This window comes from Anaerovorax odorimutans DSM 5092 (assembly GCF_000426305.1).
GTDB lineage: Bacteria > Bacillota > Clostridia > Peptostreptococcales > Anaerovoracaceae > Anaerovorax > Anaerovorax odorimutans.
Map to the genome: position 1 here is coordinate 1 of NZ_AUFC01000014.1, position 18,203 is coordinate 18,203.

The window sequence follows — 18,203 nt, forward strand, 5'->3', positions numbered from 1 at the left end:
CTTATGCACTGAACCAAAAAGAAGGATTGATGACTTTTCTTACCGATGGGAATATTGCCATTAGTAATAACCTCGCAGAAAATAGTATCAGACCTTTTACAGTAGGAAGACGGAACTGGCTGTTTTCAGGTAGTCCGCAGGGGGCAGCTGCAAGTGCTGCGGTCTACAGTATCGTAGAGACTGCAAAAGCCAATGGACTGAACCCTTATGAATATTTAAGATATATATTTAAATATCTTCCGGGAGTCTGTTTTGAGGAAGAGCCGGAATATCTGGAAGATTTCCTGCCTTGGAATTCGGAAGTACAAGCCTTTTGCAAGAAAGCCGAAGAGTGATTATTATTGTAAATCAACTCTCCGGCTTTTTCTATACACTATTTTATTTGACGCTTACGTTTTTTAAATGCTAGTCCTATAAGGCAAAATAAGACTAGTGATACACTTATACCAATTAATGCAATCATAATATATGGATATCCTAGTAAAAATCCCATTACGGAAGCTAGTTTAATATCACCAGCTCCAACTTGATTTAATCCAACAAATTTACCAACTAAAGTAAATATAAATCCTACTATAATCATACATATGAAAGCATATAGCAGTGACATCCAGCCAAAATAAAATATTTGAAATGGTAAGCTTAAGAAAAACATTAATATCACTAGTTCATTAGGGATTATACGTATTCTAAGGTCAATAATTGTAATAATAATAGCTGTTGTAAAAATTAGTGATACTAAAAGAGCAATAAAGGTATATTCAAATTTAGCTGAAGAGTATATCCATAAAAGTCCATTTAGTATTAAAAATAGTATATAAATTTTTTTATTAAAAACGTAAGTTTTAAAATGAAGACTTATTTTTTTATTTTTATAAAGAATTATTTGATCACATATGAAAGGTAAAAATAAACCTATCAATATACCTAAAGCGCCTAAAATCATTGTTATATATATATTCATTAATACCTCCTAAACATAAATCTGTAAAAAAATACGCCTCCTTTTTATAAAAAAGGGGCGTGTAGCAAACTATGCATCATAAATAAACCCATAGAGGTATATGTGTTCTTTAAAAATGTTTGCAACTGGCTGGCATAGTAATACTTTTACCTTAGCCCCTATAGCTTTGCGTCATCGCCTTTCGACGATTATGCCTTTTAAAACAATAAAATTTAATTCATCATTTTATATAGTTAATTAATTAAAAAAACACGCCTCCTTTATATCACTTGATATTTGAAAGGGGCGTGTAGCAAACTATGCATAACAAATAAACCTATAAATAGGTATGTGTTTTAAAAATGTTTGCAACTGGCTGGCATAGTAATACTTTTACCTTAGCCCCTATAGCTTTGCGTCATCGCCTTTCGGCGATTATGCCTAAATTAATTTATACTTTATTATATAAAATAAGTGAATATTGTCAATGCTCCAATTATTGGTAATTTTTTAGAAAAATTTATAAATATTGATTAATATTAAAATATCAAGGTATATTATTTATACAGTGTAGTAGAGGAGAGAGTTTATGTATAATTATCAAGAGATTTATTTGGCAGGCGGATGTTTTTGGGGAACAGAATATTTTATTAAACAAATTAGTGGGGTGCATTATACTGAAACTGGCTATGCCAACGGTTTTACAGATAATCCAACTTATTCGCAAGTTTGCTTAGGAAATACAGGGTATGCTGAAACAGTAAAAGTTGTTTATGATAAAAATGAAGTATCATTATCTTTTTTATTGAAGTTATATTTTATGACTATCGACCCTACAAGTAAAGACAGACAAGGTAATGACATTGGAAATCAATACAGGACGGGAATATATTATTTAAATAATGATGATAAAGTAATTATTGATAAAGAAATTAAAAAATTAGAAGAAAAATATAATAGTTCTATTGTAGTTGAAGTTGAGTTACTTAAGAATTTCTATAAAGCAGAAGATTATCATCAAAATTATCTTGTAAATAACCCCTATGGATATTGTCATATAGATCATAAACTGTTTGATCTTGCGCGAAATGCAAAACCGGTCAAAGTTGAATATATAAAGCCGGACGATAATACATTATGTAATATACTTACAGAAGAGCAGTATGCAGTAACCCAGCAAAGTAAAACAGAAGCTCCTTTCACAAATGAATATTGGGATTGTTTCAGAGTAGGGATTTATGTAGATGTTACCACAGGTGAGCCTTTGTTTATATCAACTGATAAATTTGATTCAGGATGTGGATGGCCTAGCTTTTCAAAACCTATAACCGAATCATTATTAAAAGAAACAACAGATTTCTCCCATGGAATGGTAAGAACTGAAGTACGTTCACGAAATGGAAATGCACATCTTGGACATGTTTTTAATGATGGCCCAAAAGAAACAGGAGGTTTACGATATTGTATTAATAGCGCAGCATTGAAATTTATACCTAAGGAAGATATGGAAAAAGAGGGATATAGAGATTACCTTGTTTTGTTATAATGATGATAAATAAAAAAGCGTCCACTTTTGGTGGACGCATAAAGTAACTAATTTATTAGAAACAGCATCTATAGCATCTGCAGCAACATCTAATACAACAACGGCAGCAGCAGCATCTGGAACCATTACTAGCGGAAAGAACACTATTACAATTGTTAGTATTGGCAGAAGCTACACTATTATTGTTGTTACAATTAGAACTGGCAGAAGCTACGCTATTATTGTTGTTACAATTAGAGCTAGCAGAAGCTACGCTATTATTACAACAGTTTGATCTTACAGATCCAACATTATTATTACAACACATATTATTAAAGACCTCCTTTGGTCATTAATATAATATTAACACTTAATAAATTGTGTTACATAAAATTAGTGAAAGTTAGAATATAAACCTATTGGGCAGTCTTATAATAATGTTATAAACAAACAAAAACATATTGTGGATAAAATTATTTTTATTTCCAAAGTAATTTTACAATATGTTGAAAGATAAGGGTTTTAAAGAATAATAGTTTTCCACAGTAATTATTGGATAAAATTGTATACGATTTTTATCTAGCTGTGGAAAAATACCATGCATGTTAAAAAATACAGAGATTTAAGGTGTTAATATTTTTTAGAGAAATAGTAGTTAAAAATTTTAAATTGAAATAATTAGAATATAAATTATAAATATCTATAATTAGCAAATATGACTTTTTATAGGTATTTTTTTTATTTTAACGATTTTAGCGAAATTTGTATTTATTTGTCTAAATGAAAGTTGACACGAATAAATGAGAGTGCTATAATTACCGCAAATAGAACTAAGTAAAACTAACTAGAATAAATAAAAATAAAATAAAATAATTAAAATCAAACAGTTATGAATAATAGCAAAATTTTTGGGATGAAAAATAAATATTAAGATAAATATACTAATAAATAATTGTTATTAAATTTACTATATAAGGAGAAATTTGATGTATAAAAAACCGGATTTTGAACCTACAAGAAATGAAATGTATGAAATTCTTGAAAATAATATTAAGCCGATTTCAAAAAATGAAGTTATTTCTGCGGCAGAAGCATGTGGAAGAATTTGTGCAGAAGATATTTATTCCATAAATAATCTTCCAAATAAAGTTGTAAGTGCTTTTGACGGCATAGCCGTACGCTTTGAAGATTTTGAAAAAGGAATTCCTGACACATCCTCATGGAAAGAAGGAAAAGAATATTGCTTTGGGAATACAGGAGTGGCTGTTAACGAAGAATTTGATACATTAATAGCAATTGAAGATGTTGAGTTTAATAATGAAGGAAAAATTACTTTTTTTTCTTGTCCTTCAAGAAAAGGCGAAAATATAGGTTCTGTGGGGAGTCAAATGAAAGAAGGGGAACTTCTTGTACATAAAGGAGAAAAGCTTACTCCTTTGTTAATTGGTCTTTTGCTTTCAAGCGGTATTGTAAATATTAAGGTATTATCAAAACCTAAAGTTGCGTTTATCCCAACTGGGGATGAGTTAGTTCCGGCTGGTTATGAGATACCTTTAGGGGAAAATGTTGAGTCTAACAGTATAATGTTAAAAAATTATATTGAAGATAACGGTGGACAAGCAATTATTTATCCTATTATTAAAGATAAATTTGATAAATTGAAAGAAGCTGTATTGTCTGCAATCCAAATTGCTGATTTAGTTTTAATTTGTGCAGGTTCTTCAAAAGGAAGCAAGGATTTTACTATACCGATTTTAGAAAGTATTGGCAAGGTAATAGTCTATGAATTAGGGCATGGACCTGGAAAACATTGCAGTTTTACATATTCAGAAGGAATTCCTGTAATGGGACTGCCTGGTCCGCCTAATGGAGCAGCTCTAGTATCTGAATTATATGTAAAAAATGCATTAAGGTTAATGCAAATGCAGCCTATACAATTACCGAATGTTATAGAGGCAGTACTTACAGAAGATATACATGGATATGATTTTGATTTTATTGGATATATGAATGTAACTTTAAAAGAGGGAAAGTATTATGCAAAGCCTGTTATTATGCAAGGAAAAACAAGGGCTGAATTGTATCATTCTCATAATGCTCGTTTTTATATAAAAAAGAAAGCTGAATATAAAACAGGAGAGATTATTGCGGCAGAAATTCGCTGTGCGAAAGAATATATTAAGGAGGACTATTAATGGAACAGACAAAAAATATAATATTAGAAGAAACAATAGATTTAATTAAGGATAAAATAGGTGAAGAATTAAATGAGATAACTGTGGAAAGAGCAGTTTTTGGTTTGTTCTTTTCTGGTGTGAAACTTTCCACAGGTCATGGAGGTCTTTGTTTTACTCCAGTAAAGGAAATGCCGGAAGCAGTTTGCTGTCCTAGCTCAGCAAAAGCTATGCCTCTATCAGGCAAATTAAAGGGAATTTCAGTTTTGAAATACATTGAAGAAATTCACTCTGATAATCCACTAAAAAGAACTTTGGGAATTGCAGCTTTAAATGCTTTAAGTACATTTTATTGGGAAAGGGAAAAAGAACTTGATTATAAAGTTGTTATAAGGGAAGATGCTTTTGAAAAGGTAGATGTTACAAAGTTTAAAAAGACAGTAGTTATCGGAGCTTTGGTTCCAATGCTAAAAAAGCTTACTAAGGAAAATTCTGATTATAAAGTTTTAGAAATGGATTCAAGGACATTAAAAGGGGACGAGCTAGAACATTATGCACCTGCCACAGATGCATCTATTTATGTTCCTGATGCGGATCTGCTAGTAATAACGGGAGTGACGTTATTAAATAATACTTTGAATGATTTATTAAAAATAGCAAAAAAAGGTGCAGAGATAATAGTTACAGGGCCAACTGCCAGTATGATTCCAGATGCGCTTTTTAAAAGGGGAGTAACAATTGTCGGAGGTATTATTGTAACTAAGTCAGATGAGCTTTTAGATATTATAAGTGAGGGTGGATCAGGGTATCACTTTTTTGAGAAGTATGCTGAAAGAACAATAATTAGAAAGATTTAATGGCAAAATAATTAGTTTTAATTTATTAGGAAACGATCACTGCAAAAAATTAAGGAGGTGCATAATGCTGCTGGTACATGAAAAAAGAGGTGCCATTAAAGTAATATTTTTTTCATTTATTATATTATTATTATTGTTTTTTATTTCTCTTTTTATTGGACGATATACTATTACGGTAAATGATATATATAACGTATTTTATTCAAAACTTTTTAATACTGAATGTCTTGTATCTAATATGGTACAATCAGTTATTTTAAAAGTTCGTATACCTCGAATATTTGCGGCTATTCTAATTGGCGGAGCTTTATCTTCAGCAGGAGCTACATATCAAGGATTGTTTAAAAATCCTATGGTATCTCCTGATATACTTGGTGCATCAGCAGGAGCAGGATTTGGTGCAGCTATAGCTATATTAATATCATTACCTTTTATTTTTATACAGATATTTGCATTCATTTTTGGAATTTTAGGTGTTGGTATTGCGTATTTGATATGCAAAATTGTAAGCAGGGGAAAAGATGCGTTATTGATTTTAATTTTAGCAGGGATGATAGTGTCTACTTTGTTTTCCTCTCTTATTACTTTATCAAAATATATAGCTGATCCCTACAGTAAATTACCAGAGATAACGTATTGGCTTATGGGAGGTTTATCTGCAGTATCTGGAAGCGATGTTCTTTTATTGATAATTCCGTTTATGTGTGGAATTATACCATTATTTTTATTACGTTGGCAGATTAATGCTATGGCATTTGGAGATGAAGAGGCAAAGGCTATGGGACTGAATACTGGAAAATTACGTGCTATATTCATTGTATCGGCTACTTTGCTTACAGCATCATCCGTGGCAGTGAGCGGTATGATTGGATGGATCGGATTGGTTATTCCCCATTTAAGCAGAATGCTTGTTGGACCAAACTATAAATATTTAATGCCGGCTTCTTTTCTTATAGGGGGCAGCTTTCTTTTGATAGTTGATAATCTGGCACGCACATTATTTACAATGGAAATTCCTTTAGGTATTCTCACGTCAATAATAGGAGCTCCGTTTTTTGTATATCTTTTAATAAAGAGAAAGAGGGGATGGGTATGAACTTTGAAGCAAAGGATGTTTGTGCTGGTTATGCTGATGTAGATATCGTACGAGATGTATCTTTTACCTTAAGGAGCGGAGAAGTGCTTTGTTTATTAGGACCAAACGGCGTAGGCAAAACAACATTATTTAAATCTTTATTGGGTTTTTTACCTCTTCATGGAGGAAATATTTCACTTGATGGTAAACCTTTATGTTTTTCAGACTACAAAAGGCAGGCAGCATTAATTGGATATGTTCCTCAAGTACATGAGCCGCCTTTTCCTTTTCAAGTACTGGATGTTGTCGTTATGGGAAGTATTGTTCGTATGAATTATTTTTCCGGGCCATCTCATGGAGAATACAGCAAAGCAGAAGAGATTCTAGAAATGTTAGGTGTTTCTTATCTTTCAAATAAAGTATACACAGAAATTAGCGGTGGGGAAAGACAGATGGTTCTTATAGCAAGAGCTTTAATGCAGGAACCTAAATTTTTAATGATGGATGAGCCAACTTCAAATTTAGATTTTGGAAATCAAATGAGGGTACTGCAACAAGTTCAAATGTTAGCTGAGCAGGGAATGGGTATTATAATGACTTCTCATTTTCCAGATCATGCTTTTTTATGTTGTAATAAGGCAGCAGTAATGTGTAAGGATACATCTTTTAAAGTGGGTTCTGTACAGGATATTGTTACAGAAGATGTATTACATAAAGCTTATGGAATAAGAGTTAAAATTGCTTATGTTGATACTTCTGAAGAAAATTCAGATATGGTTAGAACTTGTGTACCTATAATGCACAAAATTAATTTATCAAGGAAGGAAATTGTTTAGTGAATAAACTTAAAGATGCATATGAATATATAATTCAATTATATCAAAAAGAAGGTTTGACTCCAGGACACCTTGAAAATATTGGATTTTGTGGTAAATGGACAATAGCATTAGGCAGCAATGGTCAAAGTGGTATGGCTTTTAATTTCACAGGAGAGCATAGTGTTTATGGAGAGATTGATCCGTCTCCACTTATAGATTTATATAATTTTGTTGGAAAAAATTTGACTTGCATTGCAGAACATTTATGTGAAAAAAATGATATTTTACATAGATCCTTATATCTTGCAGTATTAAATGCATTGTCAAATCCTTTAAATAATGAAGATAGATTAAGAGAAAAGGGTTTTACTTTTCTTTCATCTAATAAATTAGATTTTGTAAAAGAAGATGATTTTGTAACTGTAATTGGAGCAGGAGGTGTATTAAGTCAACTAAAACAACGATGTAAAAAGGTTCATGTTTGTGATATGCGTTCAAAGAATATTTTAGAAAATCTTTTAATTGGAGAGGAAATTCAAAAAGGACCCAAAGGGGTGATCTTTCATAGTGCGAGTGAGAGTGAACAATTGCTTAAACAGTCAGATGTTGTATTTATGACAGGATGCACTTTAGTTAATCATACTATTTTTGATCTTTTACCTATGATAAAAAATGCTCGAATTATTGGGTTATTTGGACCTAGTGCAATGCTTTTACCTGATTTCCTTAGCAAGTTAGGAGTTAATTATATTATAACTTCTAATATAATTGATTCAAATATGATGCAGGAATATATTTTAAATGAATTTGCTGGCAAAATACCTGAACAATGTATGAAAAATTATACAATCAAAATTTAAAAATTAAGGAGAATATCATGTTCAAAAAAATTATTTCTATTATTTTATCGGTTATGTTAATTTTAAATTTAACATTTGTGCTTAGTGGATGTAATTCTTCAGAAAAAAAATCTGAAACTACACCTGTTGAAAAAGAGTCTATTATTGATGCAGAAGGCAGAGAGGTAACTTTTCCTGAAAATATCAATAAAATTGCAATTACTTGTAATGGAGGAACTACACATGAGGTGGCAATATTTGGTGGAGCAGATATGATTGTTGCTCAACCTTCAATGGAAAAATTTCCACAGCTTCTTAAAATGTATCCACAGTTTAAAGATGTTATTAATGCTGGGTCTTTTGATGATGTTAATATTGAACAGCTTATGGAAACAGAGCCTGATATTGCTTTGGTAGGAATTAGTTCTAAAAAAGGAAATGCTCTTATTGAGAATGTCGGTTTGCCTACATATACAATGCTTATTGGATGGGCTACAATAGAACCATTAAAACAAGAATTTTTAAATATCGGCAAAATGCTTAATAATGAAAAAAAAGCAAAGTCACTAGTAAAACATTGGGATGATACATTAGCTGAATTAGATAATACTTTATCAGAGATTCCTCAAAATGAACGTAAAAAAGTTTATTATACAGGAAAAGTAATAACTAAAGCAAATACTGGTGATTGGGGTCGTTCTTGGATTGAAGGATCAGGTGGTATTTTTGCAGTTCCTAAGGATGTAAATGGTGATATAAGTGTTGAACAGGTTATGGAATGGAATCCTGATGTTATAATAACGCAAGGAGGAAATGGAACAGCAGACTTATTAGGAGATAGCAGAATACAGAATATAAATGCTATCAAGAATAAAGAAGTATATGAATGTCCAATAGGAGGTTTTTGGTGGGATCGTCCGTCTCCTGAGTCTACGTTAGGATTTTTATGGCTTGCAAAAACACTTTACCCTGAATATACTAAAGACATTGATTTAAAGAAGGAAACTAAGGATTTTTATAAAGAATTTTATGAATATGATTTACCTGATGATGAATATGAATCTTTCTTTTTTCAATAAAAGGATTTTATAAAAAAGTTTATTAAAAAAGCTTGTCCTAATAAGACAAGCTTTATGTATTATTTATCTTTAATATTTATAATATCTATAATATTACTATTGCTATCATTATTTTTTTTGTTTTTAAATAATGCACGCTGTTCGGCCATTGTTTCTAAGGTATCACCAAGTTGAGTAATTGACAATGCTATTATAGCAAAATCATCATCATCTGGTATATTCTTTGAAATCATTAAAGCAATAGCAGACACGGCTGCAGATAGCTCATCCGGGTTCTTCATGAAAATCACCTCATATTAATTTATGAGGTGAATAAAAAAATATTAAATAAATAATTTTTTTTTTTATAACATGACACAAATTATCAAGCATGTTTCAATGATTCTTTCCTTACAGCAACGCTGGCTCAATCTTTGGAATCATTATAACATGACACAAATTATCAAGCATGTTTCAATGATTCCTTCATCTCAGCAACGCTGGTTCAATCTTTGGAATCATTATAACATGACACAAATTATCAAGCATGTTTCAATGATTCTTTCCTTACAGCAACGCTGGTTCAATCATTAGAATTATTATAACATATAACAATTTTTTATATTAAAGTGTTATATTTTGAGTAGATTTAATAGTAACTGTTACTTTAATATTTATATTTGCTTCTGAAAAATATTTATCACTATCATATTTACTATCTCTTCCATATCTTGCAAGTGCATATTTAGTTAAATCAAAACAGTCTATACCGTATTCGTTTTGTACTTTTTTTACTTCTTTATTTAAATCTTTTTCCAATTTCTTTTTAAATTTTTTTTCAATTTTTTTTATTTGTTTTTTTGTGAGTTCTTTTTTTTCAAGTGTATTAATTACCAAATCACCAGATACATCAACAAAAATATCATAATTTAATTTATTGTTTTTTCTTGAAACTTGGACAGCAAGCTTATTTTCTCCTTCGAGTTCAAGATAATCTTCCATTTTATCCTTTGAATAAACAGTTAATATACCTGTTCCTTTGGAATTTCTTAAAAGATTAATTAATTTAGCTTCTTTTATTGGTATTATTTTTACTAATTTACTTTTTTTAAATACCGCAACTCCTTTTATTTCAAAAGTATCATTAACTATTTCGATATATGGCAAGTATAGATTTCTTCCTTTTTGATAATACATACATAAAAAATCATTACTCGTATAGTAATTTGAGAAAAAGTATTTTTCATTCAGAAATTTAATCATACTTGACATTTCTTCTGAATTGGAATCTGAACTTGATTTTAATGAAAAGTAATCTTCACATTTATCTTTACATATTGCAATATATGAATTTATATTACTTACTTGATAATTTAATAAATCATAAATTACATCATCAATACCTGATTTGGCTTTTTTTACACTTATGAGATTAATAAGTTCAGAACCATATCTAAAAGGTTCACTATGTTTTGCATTATAATTCTCAATGCTGTTATATATGGTCGTTCCCTTACCAACTAAAAAATCAGAACCTGATTCATCTTTTTTTGAGATATCTGCATATTCTACAACAGTAACTGTTTTCTCACCTTCTAAATCATAACCGAAGCCAGTAACTATAGATGCATTTTCTATAGGCTCCATATCATGACACCCACATAAGAATACAGAGAAGAATACTATGACTATAAAACTTTTAAGAAACTTCATTTTTTACACCTCTAAATTTTATTGAGACTAATATTGTTGTAATTAAAGCCCATAAAAAGGAAAATACAACAAAACAAGGCATAAGAAAACCTATTAGCTCCCTTCTTTTATATTCTGGTATCATAAAATAAATATATATTAAAGCTATAGCAAATAAGACAAAATTAGCTTTTTTATAATCAATTTTAAATAAATTAGATATTATATCACTACATGTATATTGGTATGTTAATATACATTTAAAAACTATAAAACTCCATAAAAACATTACAATGGATAAAAAGTTGGATATTATAGGAACTTCTATAGTTTGTATCAAATATAATAATGGAACTTCAAGTTTTGATGTTAATTCCCAGCCTAAATTATAGATTACCATAAATACATTAATTAAATATATTAAGCTTATTAATAAGACAGCAATAATTCCTGCTTTTTTTGTATTACTTTTATTAGTGATCTTGCTAATAATAAAATAACATATTTCACAACCTGAAAATGCATAAAAAGTATCTGGAGTAGCTTTGATTATATCGAATGAAAATTTTAAAGGACTGACGTTTATAAATGTTCCTCTACCTATTAAAACGAAAGATAATATTAAAAGAGGGAGGGTAATATAAAAATAAAATTCACAAATTCTGCCCACTGTTTTAAGTCCATGTAAAGATGCATAAATAATCAATATTAAAGTTGGTATTATTATATATATGGGATGTAAAAATAAAGTAATTGTTTCCATTAAAACATTAGCATATCCTGAAGTTACACCAGACAATATAGTTAAAAAATAAGAAAAGAATATTAATGTAAAAATATAAGTTAATACCTTACCATAAATTTTATTACTAATAACTAAATAACTGGCATGATTTGTTTTATTATCTATTATAGAAGCTGTAATAACTATAAATATAGGATAGGAAGTACTGATAATTACACTTATCCAACCATTTTGTTGAGCTGCATTGCAAAGGTCAGCTGGCAATGATAAAATTCCTACACCTATCAAACTTGCACATATTATAAAAAAATATTGATTTTGAGTTATTTTATTTGACTCCATATTTTTTACTTATTACCTTTCTTTTTTCTAAACGTTGCAGGAACTCTGGCAAGATATTTCAATGGATATCTAATTATGCTGTCTTTTAAGTCTTTCTGGCGCATTGGTGCAAAAGGAGAAAGATAAGGTACACCTAAGCTTTCTAAATTCATTAGATGAACGACTATTGAAAATAGTGCTACGATGATACCAAAGAAACCAAGGAATTGAGCCATGATTAAAATATAAAATCTTAAGAATCTAATTGACAGACTCATTTCATAATTTGGAATTACAAAAGTTGCAATTACAGTTATAGTTACAACTATCAAAGTTGTGGGACTTACCATACCAGCCTGAATGGCGGCTTGTCCAAGTATAATACCACCTACGATACCTAATGTTTGACCTATAATTGAAGGAAGACGTAATCCTCCTTCTCTCAAAAACTCTATAATAATTTCCATTAATAATATTTCCAAAAAAGGCGGAAGAGGAATATCTTTTCTAGATATAATTATGATTTTAATTAAATTAATAGGTACCAGTTCGGCATTATATTGCAAAAGGACTAAATATATAGGGGATATTGTCAAAATTAAAATTAAAGATAAAATTCTTATAAATCTATCAAAGTTAGCTAATAAGAGTCTATTGGAATAATCTTCGTATGCTTGAAAAAATTCCAGAAAAACTACAGGAAGTATGATAGCATAAGCGCATCCGTTTATTAATATTGCGGCTTTACCTTGAAGTAAATCAGAAACCACCGTATCTGGCTTTTCTGTTGTTTTAGTTTGCGGAAATACGCTGAAATTGCTTTTATCTATAAATTGTGATAAATAACCGGTGCCCGGCAGATATGAAGTTTTTATATTGTTTAATTTACTCCTTATCTTATTTAAAACTTTTAGATCTATAAGATCTTCCATATAAATAAGAGCGGCTTGTGAGTTGTTCTTATTGCCAAGTATATAATTTTCTATTTTAAGATTATCATTTTTAAGTTTTTCCTGTATTAGACCAATATTAATTTCAATGAAATCAACAAATGTACTTTTTTCTCCTCTTATGGATTCTTCTATTTTAGCTTCTGAAACGCTTTTAAAATTACTTTTAGAAGTATTACAAATTATTGCTTTATCTTCATTTTCTATTAATACAACTGATTTGCCACACTTTAAATTTTTGGATATGTTTTTTATATCAGATGAAATTTCAATATCATCGATAGATATATATTTTTGAGAAATATAATCCATTTTAGAAGATAAGGTATTAATATCATAATCAATTTTAAATAAAAGAGGATATATTATACGGTCTTCAATATCTTCCTTATTAGTAATCCCATTTATATAAAGTACATTGCATTTTATATTATCCTTTAAAATTAAATCTCTAATTTTAAAATTGAAATTAGAGGGTGTATTTGCAGAAATTAAATTTATATTTTTATTTAAATTTTTAGTTAAAACTAATGTATCCATATTATCCTCTTTCGAATATATTGAGTAAATTTAAACTTTATATTTCTAATACAGTTAGTTTTACTTTTAAGTTATAATTTATACACTTTTATATAATAATTTCTAGTGTATACATTATTTTTTTCTTTGATTATTGTTTACTTTCAATTGGTAAATTTTCATAAGTTTTAGCTATATTGCTCCAAGTAATAGGTCCAACTAATCCAGTTCCTTCTGCTCCTTCAAAATTCTTTTCAAAGGCCTTTACAGCATTTTCTGTTTGTTCATCAAATACCCCTGTAATTTCTAAACTAGGTATATTCGGATAATATTCTGAAATTTTTTTAAGATAAGTTTGTAAAGTTCGTACATTTTGATCTGCCATATCTCGCGACAGCATATAACCAGGATAAGGAGAAGCGCTTTCTAAACATCCTTCAGGTATTTTATTGTAGATTGCTTTATATGTTTTATCAAGTAATCCCCATGTTTCCACACCTACTATTCCATCTTCAGGAAGACCGAATTTCTTTTTAATTGCTAATATTGCCTTAGTTGTATCTGGCCCAAAGTAGCCATCTATTTCTACTAGAGGGATATCTGAATAATAACATCCAAGTGCACGTACATAATATTGTAACAATTTAATCCAAATTCCAGAATCTCCTTCTTTCCAAGCAATTTCAAAAGGACTTTCTAATTCTTCAGGTCTTATACCTTCTGAAATAAGTTCCCCTAATCCTTTCACACCATTATAAATATATTTTATTTTATACCATGTTGCATTTCCTACAATTCCATCAACAGTTAAGTTAAATACTTTTTGGAATTCTTTAACTGCTGCTTCTGTACTACCTCCGAATATACCCTTTTCATCTGTTATTTTCGGTATAGAGGGATAATTTTGACTAATTCTGGCTAATTCATTTTGTATAGTGCTTACATTTTGTCCAAAACTGCCTACGGTTAGTGGGTAAAGTGGGTAAGATTCAAAATTGGCTTTGACAGGTACGTTAGTAATAATGTTAATATCATCACCATAATATGTTTGTAAAATTTTATATGGGGTATATCCTTTTTCTGCAAGTGATACTGTTCCCCATTGGGATAAGCCTTCACATTTTGTAGTGGTTCCGTTGCAATATGGGGTAAATGCAGGCTCTATATTGCCTTGCTTTACAATATAAGTATTAAAAATTTCATCTGCAGCATTAGATATATTGGCAAAGATATCTCTGTTTGGAACAAAAGATTGATCATATCGTGTTGAATTTGTAATATCAAAATCATATCCACGACTACGGTACCATTCAGTGAACATTCTATTTAATGTAAATGATACTTGTGCATAAATATTTGCTCTGATTGCGCTTTCAGGCCATGTAGGGAAAATTTCACTTGATGCTACATTTTTAATGTAATCAGGGAAAGGCAAAGTAATATTTTCTGCTGGTTCATCAGGAGGGCCAAGGTGAACTGTTACCATTTCAGGAATAAAAGGCTCATTGTAATTGCCTATAACATCAGATTTTGAAATAATTTTATGAGTTACAAACATATTATTCTTCACCTCACTTTTAATATTCAGTCTGTAAAGAATTTATATAAGAATTGTATGAATGGGATCTATAATTATTATTACTATTTGAAATAAACGATTTTTTAGAAATTCTTTTTTTAGAATAAAACATTAAATTAACTCCTTTATATATGTAATTATTAATTAAATGGTATAACCGTTTTAACTAGGATGTACAAGTACCATAAAATTAATCTAATTATAATTTATTTACTATACAATAACTTATATTATTATATTAAAATCTTAAAGATGTGTGTATTAAATGAGCATGTATAAATTAAATATATCTGTTGATAAAAATAAAAAAATTTTATTTTATTCATTTAGAACCATTGATAAATAAAGGTTTCGGCCAATATAACTTGTCCACAGGCAAGCTTGGATAATATTGTATACAATTATAAAAAATATGTGGAAAAATGTCCGGAATATTAAAATCATGGGAATTGAAGCTTGTTGAAAATTATTTTAAAAAAGATTAAAAGGAAAAGATACTGTGTTATAATGATTCCAATGATTGAAAACAGCGTTGCTGAGAGGAAGGAATCATTGAAACATGCTTGGCAGTTTGTGTCATGTTATAATGAATCCAATGATTGAAAACAGCGTTGCTGAGAAAGGTTAAAGAGGAGACATTGGATTCATGTCTGCAATGCCGTAAGTGCTTTAGGGGGTAAAAATTGGTTACGATATTTAACAGGAAAGAATTAGTTAAGACTTTTTCTATGAGAAAGCAAGGGGAAATAAGAGATATCCTAAAAGTAAATAAATTACAATATTATCTTAAAGTTTTTAATTCCATTAGCGGAAAAGGGCATAGAGGAAATTTTGGCATAAATATGGAGTATTCTTATGAATATACTTTTTATGTAAAGAAAAAAGATTATGATGAAGCATTAAGATTAATAAATTAGAAATTATATTGCAGAAAAGGCTATAAATCTGTTAATGCGATTTGAAAAATTGTACAACATTAATATTTATCATATGGAGGGATTACCAATGAAAAGAAAAATTATCAGTATACTTTTATCTATAAGTTTGTTTGCTGTATTGATACCTAATACAGCAATGGCCCAAAGCAGCAGCTACAATGATATTCCGCAGGGAAACTGGTCGGTAAGTGTTATTAATAAAGCCAGAGATTACGATTTGATGCAGGGAGTCAGTGATGGAGTCTTTGGATTTGGAAATACAATTACAAAAGCAGAATTTATAACTGTATTAGACAGAATGTTTGGATGGGAACTTATTACTCCTGAAACTGCTTCTTTTTTAGATGTTACAAATGACCAGTGGTACTATACATATATAGAGACCGCCTTAAAAAATAATGTAATTGAAAAAACTCAAAACTTTGATCCTAATGATCAGATTACCCGTGAAGAAATGGCAGTTATGCTTGTAAGAGGGCTAGGGTATAGCACTTTAGCACAATCCACATCTTCAATAGGCAATTCCTTTAATGATGTGGTTGATAATGTGGGCTATATAACTATTGCCAGTGATATAGGTATGACTAAAGGAACAAGTGCAACCACATTTTCTCCAAAGCAGACAGCAAAACGGGAAGAAGCTGCTGCTATGTTAGTACGAGTATATGAAAAATACATAAGCAAAATAGATTGGGTACATGGTTTTTATGCATTATCTTCTTACTCTCAAAGGGAGCTTACAAAAAATATGGATGGTGTATCTGTGGGTTGGAGCCGAATGAGTTTAAATAATGATAAAGAAGTCTATTTAAATACAACTTCAGAAAATAATAATGAATGGAAAATTCCTTTATCTTATGAGGATATAATTTCATATTTTAAAGGAAATTCCACTAAAACAAATTTGAGTATATATATGGATACTTCAAATGTTTCTTTATCAGATGGAAGTAAAGCTGATTTGTGTAAAACTATTTTACTTGACAGTGCAAAAAGAACACAAGCTGTGAATTCCATTGTAAATGAACTGACGACAAATTACAGTACAATAGGTTATAATCCTTACAGCGGTGTTACCATTGACTTTGAAGGTATGAAGGGAAGTGAGCTTAAGGAGGGATTTAATGCATTTTTAACGGAACTATCATCAGCATTAAAGCCATTGGGCAAAACTATATACGTTACAGTTCCCCCTGCTACTTCAGATGGAATTTATTATGATGCATACGATTATCATACAATAGGAAACATTGCAGATAAAGTTATCTTAATGGCACATGATTATAATGAAACTACCATGCCTGAAAATCTTTTGGGTTCTGAGTATTATAAAAATACACCTGTTACTCCTTTTGCCAGTGTTTATTATGCTCTTAAAGCAATTACAGATGAAAATACAGGTGTTGAAGATAAAAGTAAAATCAGTCTTGCTATAAGTTTTGACAGTGTTGGCTGGAATATTGAAAATTCAAAGCTTATAAGTACCCAGTCGGTAAACCCAATACCATCTACTATTTATACAAGACTCAAGGGTGGTGCAAAGATGGGATATTCTGATGTTTATCGTAATCCGTATATAGATTATACAACAGAAGAAGGTAAAGAGATATTCTTGTGGTATGAGGACGAACGCAGTGTAGGGGATAAATTACAGCTTGCAAAGTTATTTGGTATTAATGGAGTATCACTTTGGAGAATAGGAAATATTCCAAATTACTCTGATGGCGGATTATATTATAATGTATTTGAAAGTATTTATTAAAAAAATTTGAGAGTAAATTTTACTCTCAATTTTTTTATAGAGAAAGTACATTAATAATTAGTAGTATTCATAATACTACTCTCTCAATATGTCAAATACAATTTCTTTTTCCTTACTATTTTATTATGTAACATACTTTATATTAATTGATATTAGATTTATGCACTTAAAATTCATATATCTCTTTTAGGCGAACGATTTAAATAAAATAAAAAAAATCGTTCTTGTTTTCTATATAAATTTGTATATTTTTTTTAGAAAATATGTTAGTATATCATCATAAAATATTTATGTCATGTTATTTAAAAATGGACATGATTCAAATGATTCCAATATCTATGTAATTCTGCATTAATTGATGGAATCATAATATTACAATATTTTAATCCAATATAAAATTCGTCAAGA

Annotated in this window: 18 protein-coding genes and 2 riboswitches; of the genes, 11 read left to right on the top strand and 7 right to left on the bottom strand. The window is 29.6% G+C overall.

The annotated features are described in order from the left end of the window. Positions 1 to 335, top strand: a 335-nt coding sequence (locus K292_RS0106210; RefSeq protein ID WP_027399110.1) for an IS66 family transposase, incomplete at its 5' end; no start/stop codon positions are given. A gap of 38 nt (positions 336 to 373) precedes the next feature. Here K292_RS0106210 and K292_RS0106215 read toward each other — a convergent pair. After that, positions 374 to 964, bottom strand: coding sequence for a prepilin peptidase (locus K292_RS0106215; protein WP_027399111.1), 591 nt, complete (start codon positions 962 to 964; stop codon positions 374 to 376). Positions 965 to 1,081: 117 nt separating this feature from the next. Continuing rightward, positions 1,082 to 1,169: riboswitch (cyclic di-GMP riboswitch) on the bottom strand. Between the two features lie 138 nt (positions 1,170 to 1,307). Further along, a riboswitch (cyclic di-GMP riboswitch) is annotated at positions 1,308 to 1,395 on the bottom strand. Between the two features lie 137 nt (positions 1,396 to 1,532). On the opposite strand from K292_RS0106215, the gene msrB reads away from it, so the two are divergent. After that, the gene (msrB, locus tag K292_RS0106220) at positions 1,533 to 2,489 is read left to right on the top strand and encodes a peptide-methionine (R)-S-oxide reductase MsrB (RefSeq protein ID WP_027399112.1); all 957 of its coding nucleotides are present in this window, start codon (positions 1,533 to 1,535) and stop codon (positions 2,487 to 2,489) included. Positions 2,490 to 2,544: 55 nt separating this feature from the next. On the opposite strand, the gene K292_RS18535 is transcribed toward msrB, so the two are convergent. Next, entirely contained in the window at positions 2,545 to 2,796 is a 252-nt protein-coding gene (locus tag K292_RS18535) for a hypothetical protein (protein ID WP_156900487.1), read from the bottom strand. Positions 2,797 to 3,454: 658 nt separating this feature from the next. On the opposite strand from K292_RS18535, the gene K292_RS0106230 reads away from it, so the two are divergent. The 6 genes from K292_RS0106230 to K292_RS0106255 all read left to right on the top strand — a co-directional run bounded on the left by K292_RS0106230 (position 3,455) and on the right by K292_RS0106255 (position 9,310). Then, the gene (locus tag K292_RS0106230; protein WP_027399113.1) at positions 3,455 to 4,663 is read left to right on the top strand and encodes a molybdopterin molybdotransferase MoeA; all 1,209 of its coding nucleotides are present in this window, start codon (positions 3,455 to 3,457) and stop codon (positions 4,661 to 4,663) included. Further along, positions 4,663 to 5,499 (top strand): DUF364 domain-containing protein, encoded by an 837-nt coding sequence (locus tag K292_RS0106235; RefSeq protein ID WP_027399114.1) that lies wholly within the window; start codon positions 4,663 to 4,665, stop codon positions 5,497 to 5,499. The genes K292_RS0106230 and K292_RS0106235 overlap by 1 nt, the downstream gene beginning before the upstream one ends. 64 nt (positions 5,500 to 5,563) lie before the next feature. Continuing rightward, positions 5,564 to 6,595: a FecCD family ABC transporter permease gene (locus tag K292_RS0106240; RefSeq protein WP_084145916.1), complete on the top strand. Its 1,032-nt coding sequence runs from the start codon at positions 5,564 to 5,566 to the stop codon at positions 6,593 to 6,595. Next, on the top strand, positions 6,592 to 7,410 hold the full coding sequence (locus K292_RS0106245; protein ID WP_027399116.1) for an ABC transporter ATP-binding protein: 819 nt from the start codon (positions 6,592 to 6,594) through the stop codon (positions 7,408 to 7,410). Before K292_RS0106240 ends, K292_RS0106245 begins: the two co-directional genes overlap by 4 nt. After that, complete coding sequence (locus K292_RS0106250) at positions 7,410 to 8,252, top strand: Rossmann-like domain-containing protein (protein WP_037372683.1); 843 nt, start codon at positions 7,410 to 7,412, stop codon at positions 8,250 to 8,252. Before K292_RS0106245 ends, K292_RS0106250 begins: the two co-directional genes overlap by 1 nt. A 17-nt stretch (positions 8,253 to 8,269) precedes the next feature. Then, positions 8,270 to 9,310, top strand: coding sequence for an ABC transporter substrate-binding protein (locus tag K292_RS0106255; RefSeq protein WP_037372685.1), 1,041 nt, complete (start codon positions 8,270 to 8,272; stop codon positions 9,308 to 9,310). Between the two features lie 59 nt (positions 9,311 to 9,369). Here the strand turns inward: K292_RS0106255 and K292_RS16210 are convergent, their stop codons facing one another. Next, positions 9,370 to 9,591 carry a DUF6774 domain-containing protein gene (locus K292_RS16210; RefSeq protein ID WP_037372687.1) on the bottom strand — a complete coding sequence of 74 codons (222 nt, stop codon included), beginning with the start codon at positions 9,589 to 9,591 and terminating at the stop codon, positions 9,370 to 9,372. Between the two features lie 97 nt (positions 9,592 to 9,688). Here K292_RS16210 and K292_RS18540 point away from each other — a divergent pair, with 97 nt between their 5' ends. Beyond that, entirely contained in the window at positions 9,689 to 9,883 is a 195-nt protein-coding gene (locus K292_RS18540; protein WP_156900488.1) for a hypothetical protein, read from the top strand. 30 nt (positions 9,884 to 9,913) lie between these two features. Here the strand turns inward: K292_RS18540 and K292_RS0106265 are convergent, their stop codons facing one another. The 4 genes from K292_RS0106265 to K292_RS0106280 form a co-directional block, all read right to left on the bottom strand. Then, positions 9,914 to 11,002 (bottom strand): Ger(x)C family spore germination protein, encoded by a 1,089-nt coding sequence (locus K292_RS0106265; protein ID WP_027399119.1) that lies wholly within the window; start codon positions 11,000 to 11,002, stop codon positions 9,914 to 9,916. Beyond that, positions 10,989 to 12,068: a GerAB/ArcD/ProY family transporter gene (locus K292_RS0106270; protein WP_027399120.1), complete on the bottom strand. Its 1,080-nt coding sequence runs from the start codon at positions 12,066 to 12,068 to the stop codon at positions 10,989 to 10,991. Before K292_RS0106270 ends, K292_RS0106265 begins: the two co-directional genes overlap by 14 nt. A 5-nt stretch (positions 12,069 to 12,073) precedes the next feature. Further along, complete coding sequence (locus K292_RS16215; RefSeq protein WP_051280430.1) at positions 12,074 to 13,537, bottom strand: spore germination protein; 1,464 nt, start codon at positions 13,535 to 13,537, stop codon at positions 12,074 to 12,076. A 130-nt stretch (positions 13,538 to 13,667) separates the two neighbouring features. Beyond that, the gene (locus tag K292_RS0106280; protein WP_051280432.1) at positions 13,668 to 15,074 is read right to left on the bottom strand and encodes a peptidoglycan-binding domain-containing protein; all 1,407 of its coding nucleotides are present in this window, start codon (positions 15,072 to 15,074) and stop codon (positions 13,668 to 13,670) included. Between the two features lie 704 nt (positions 15,075 to 15,778). Here K292_RS0106280 and K292_RS0106285 point away from each other — a divergent pair. Further along, positions 15,779 to 16,012 (top strand): hypothetical protein, encoded by a 234-nt coding sequence (locus K292_RS0106285; RefSeq protein WP_027399122.1) that lies wholly within the window; start codon positions 15,779 to 15,781, stop codon positions 16,010 to 16,012. A gap of 88 nt (positions 16,013 to 16,100) precedes the next feature. After that, on the top strand, positions 16,101 to 17,795 hold the full coding sequence (locus K292_RS0106290) for a glycosyl hydrolase family 18 protein (RefSeq protein ID WP_027399123.1): 1,695 nt from the start codon (positions 16,101 to 16,103) through the stop codon (positions 17,793 to 17,795). The last annotated feature ends 408 nt before the right edge of the window (positions 17,796 to 18,203 follow it).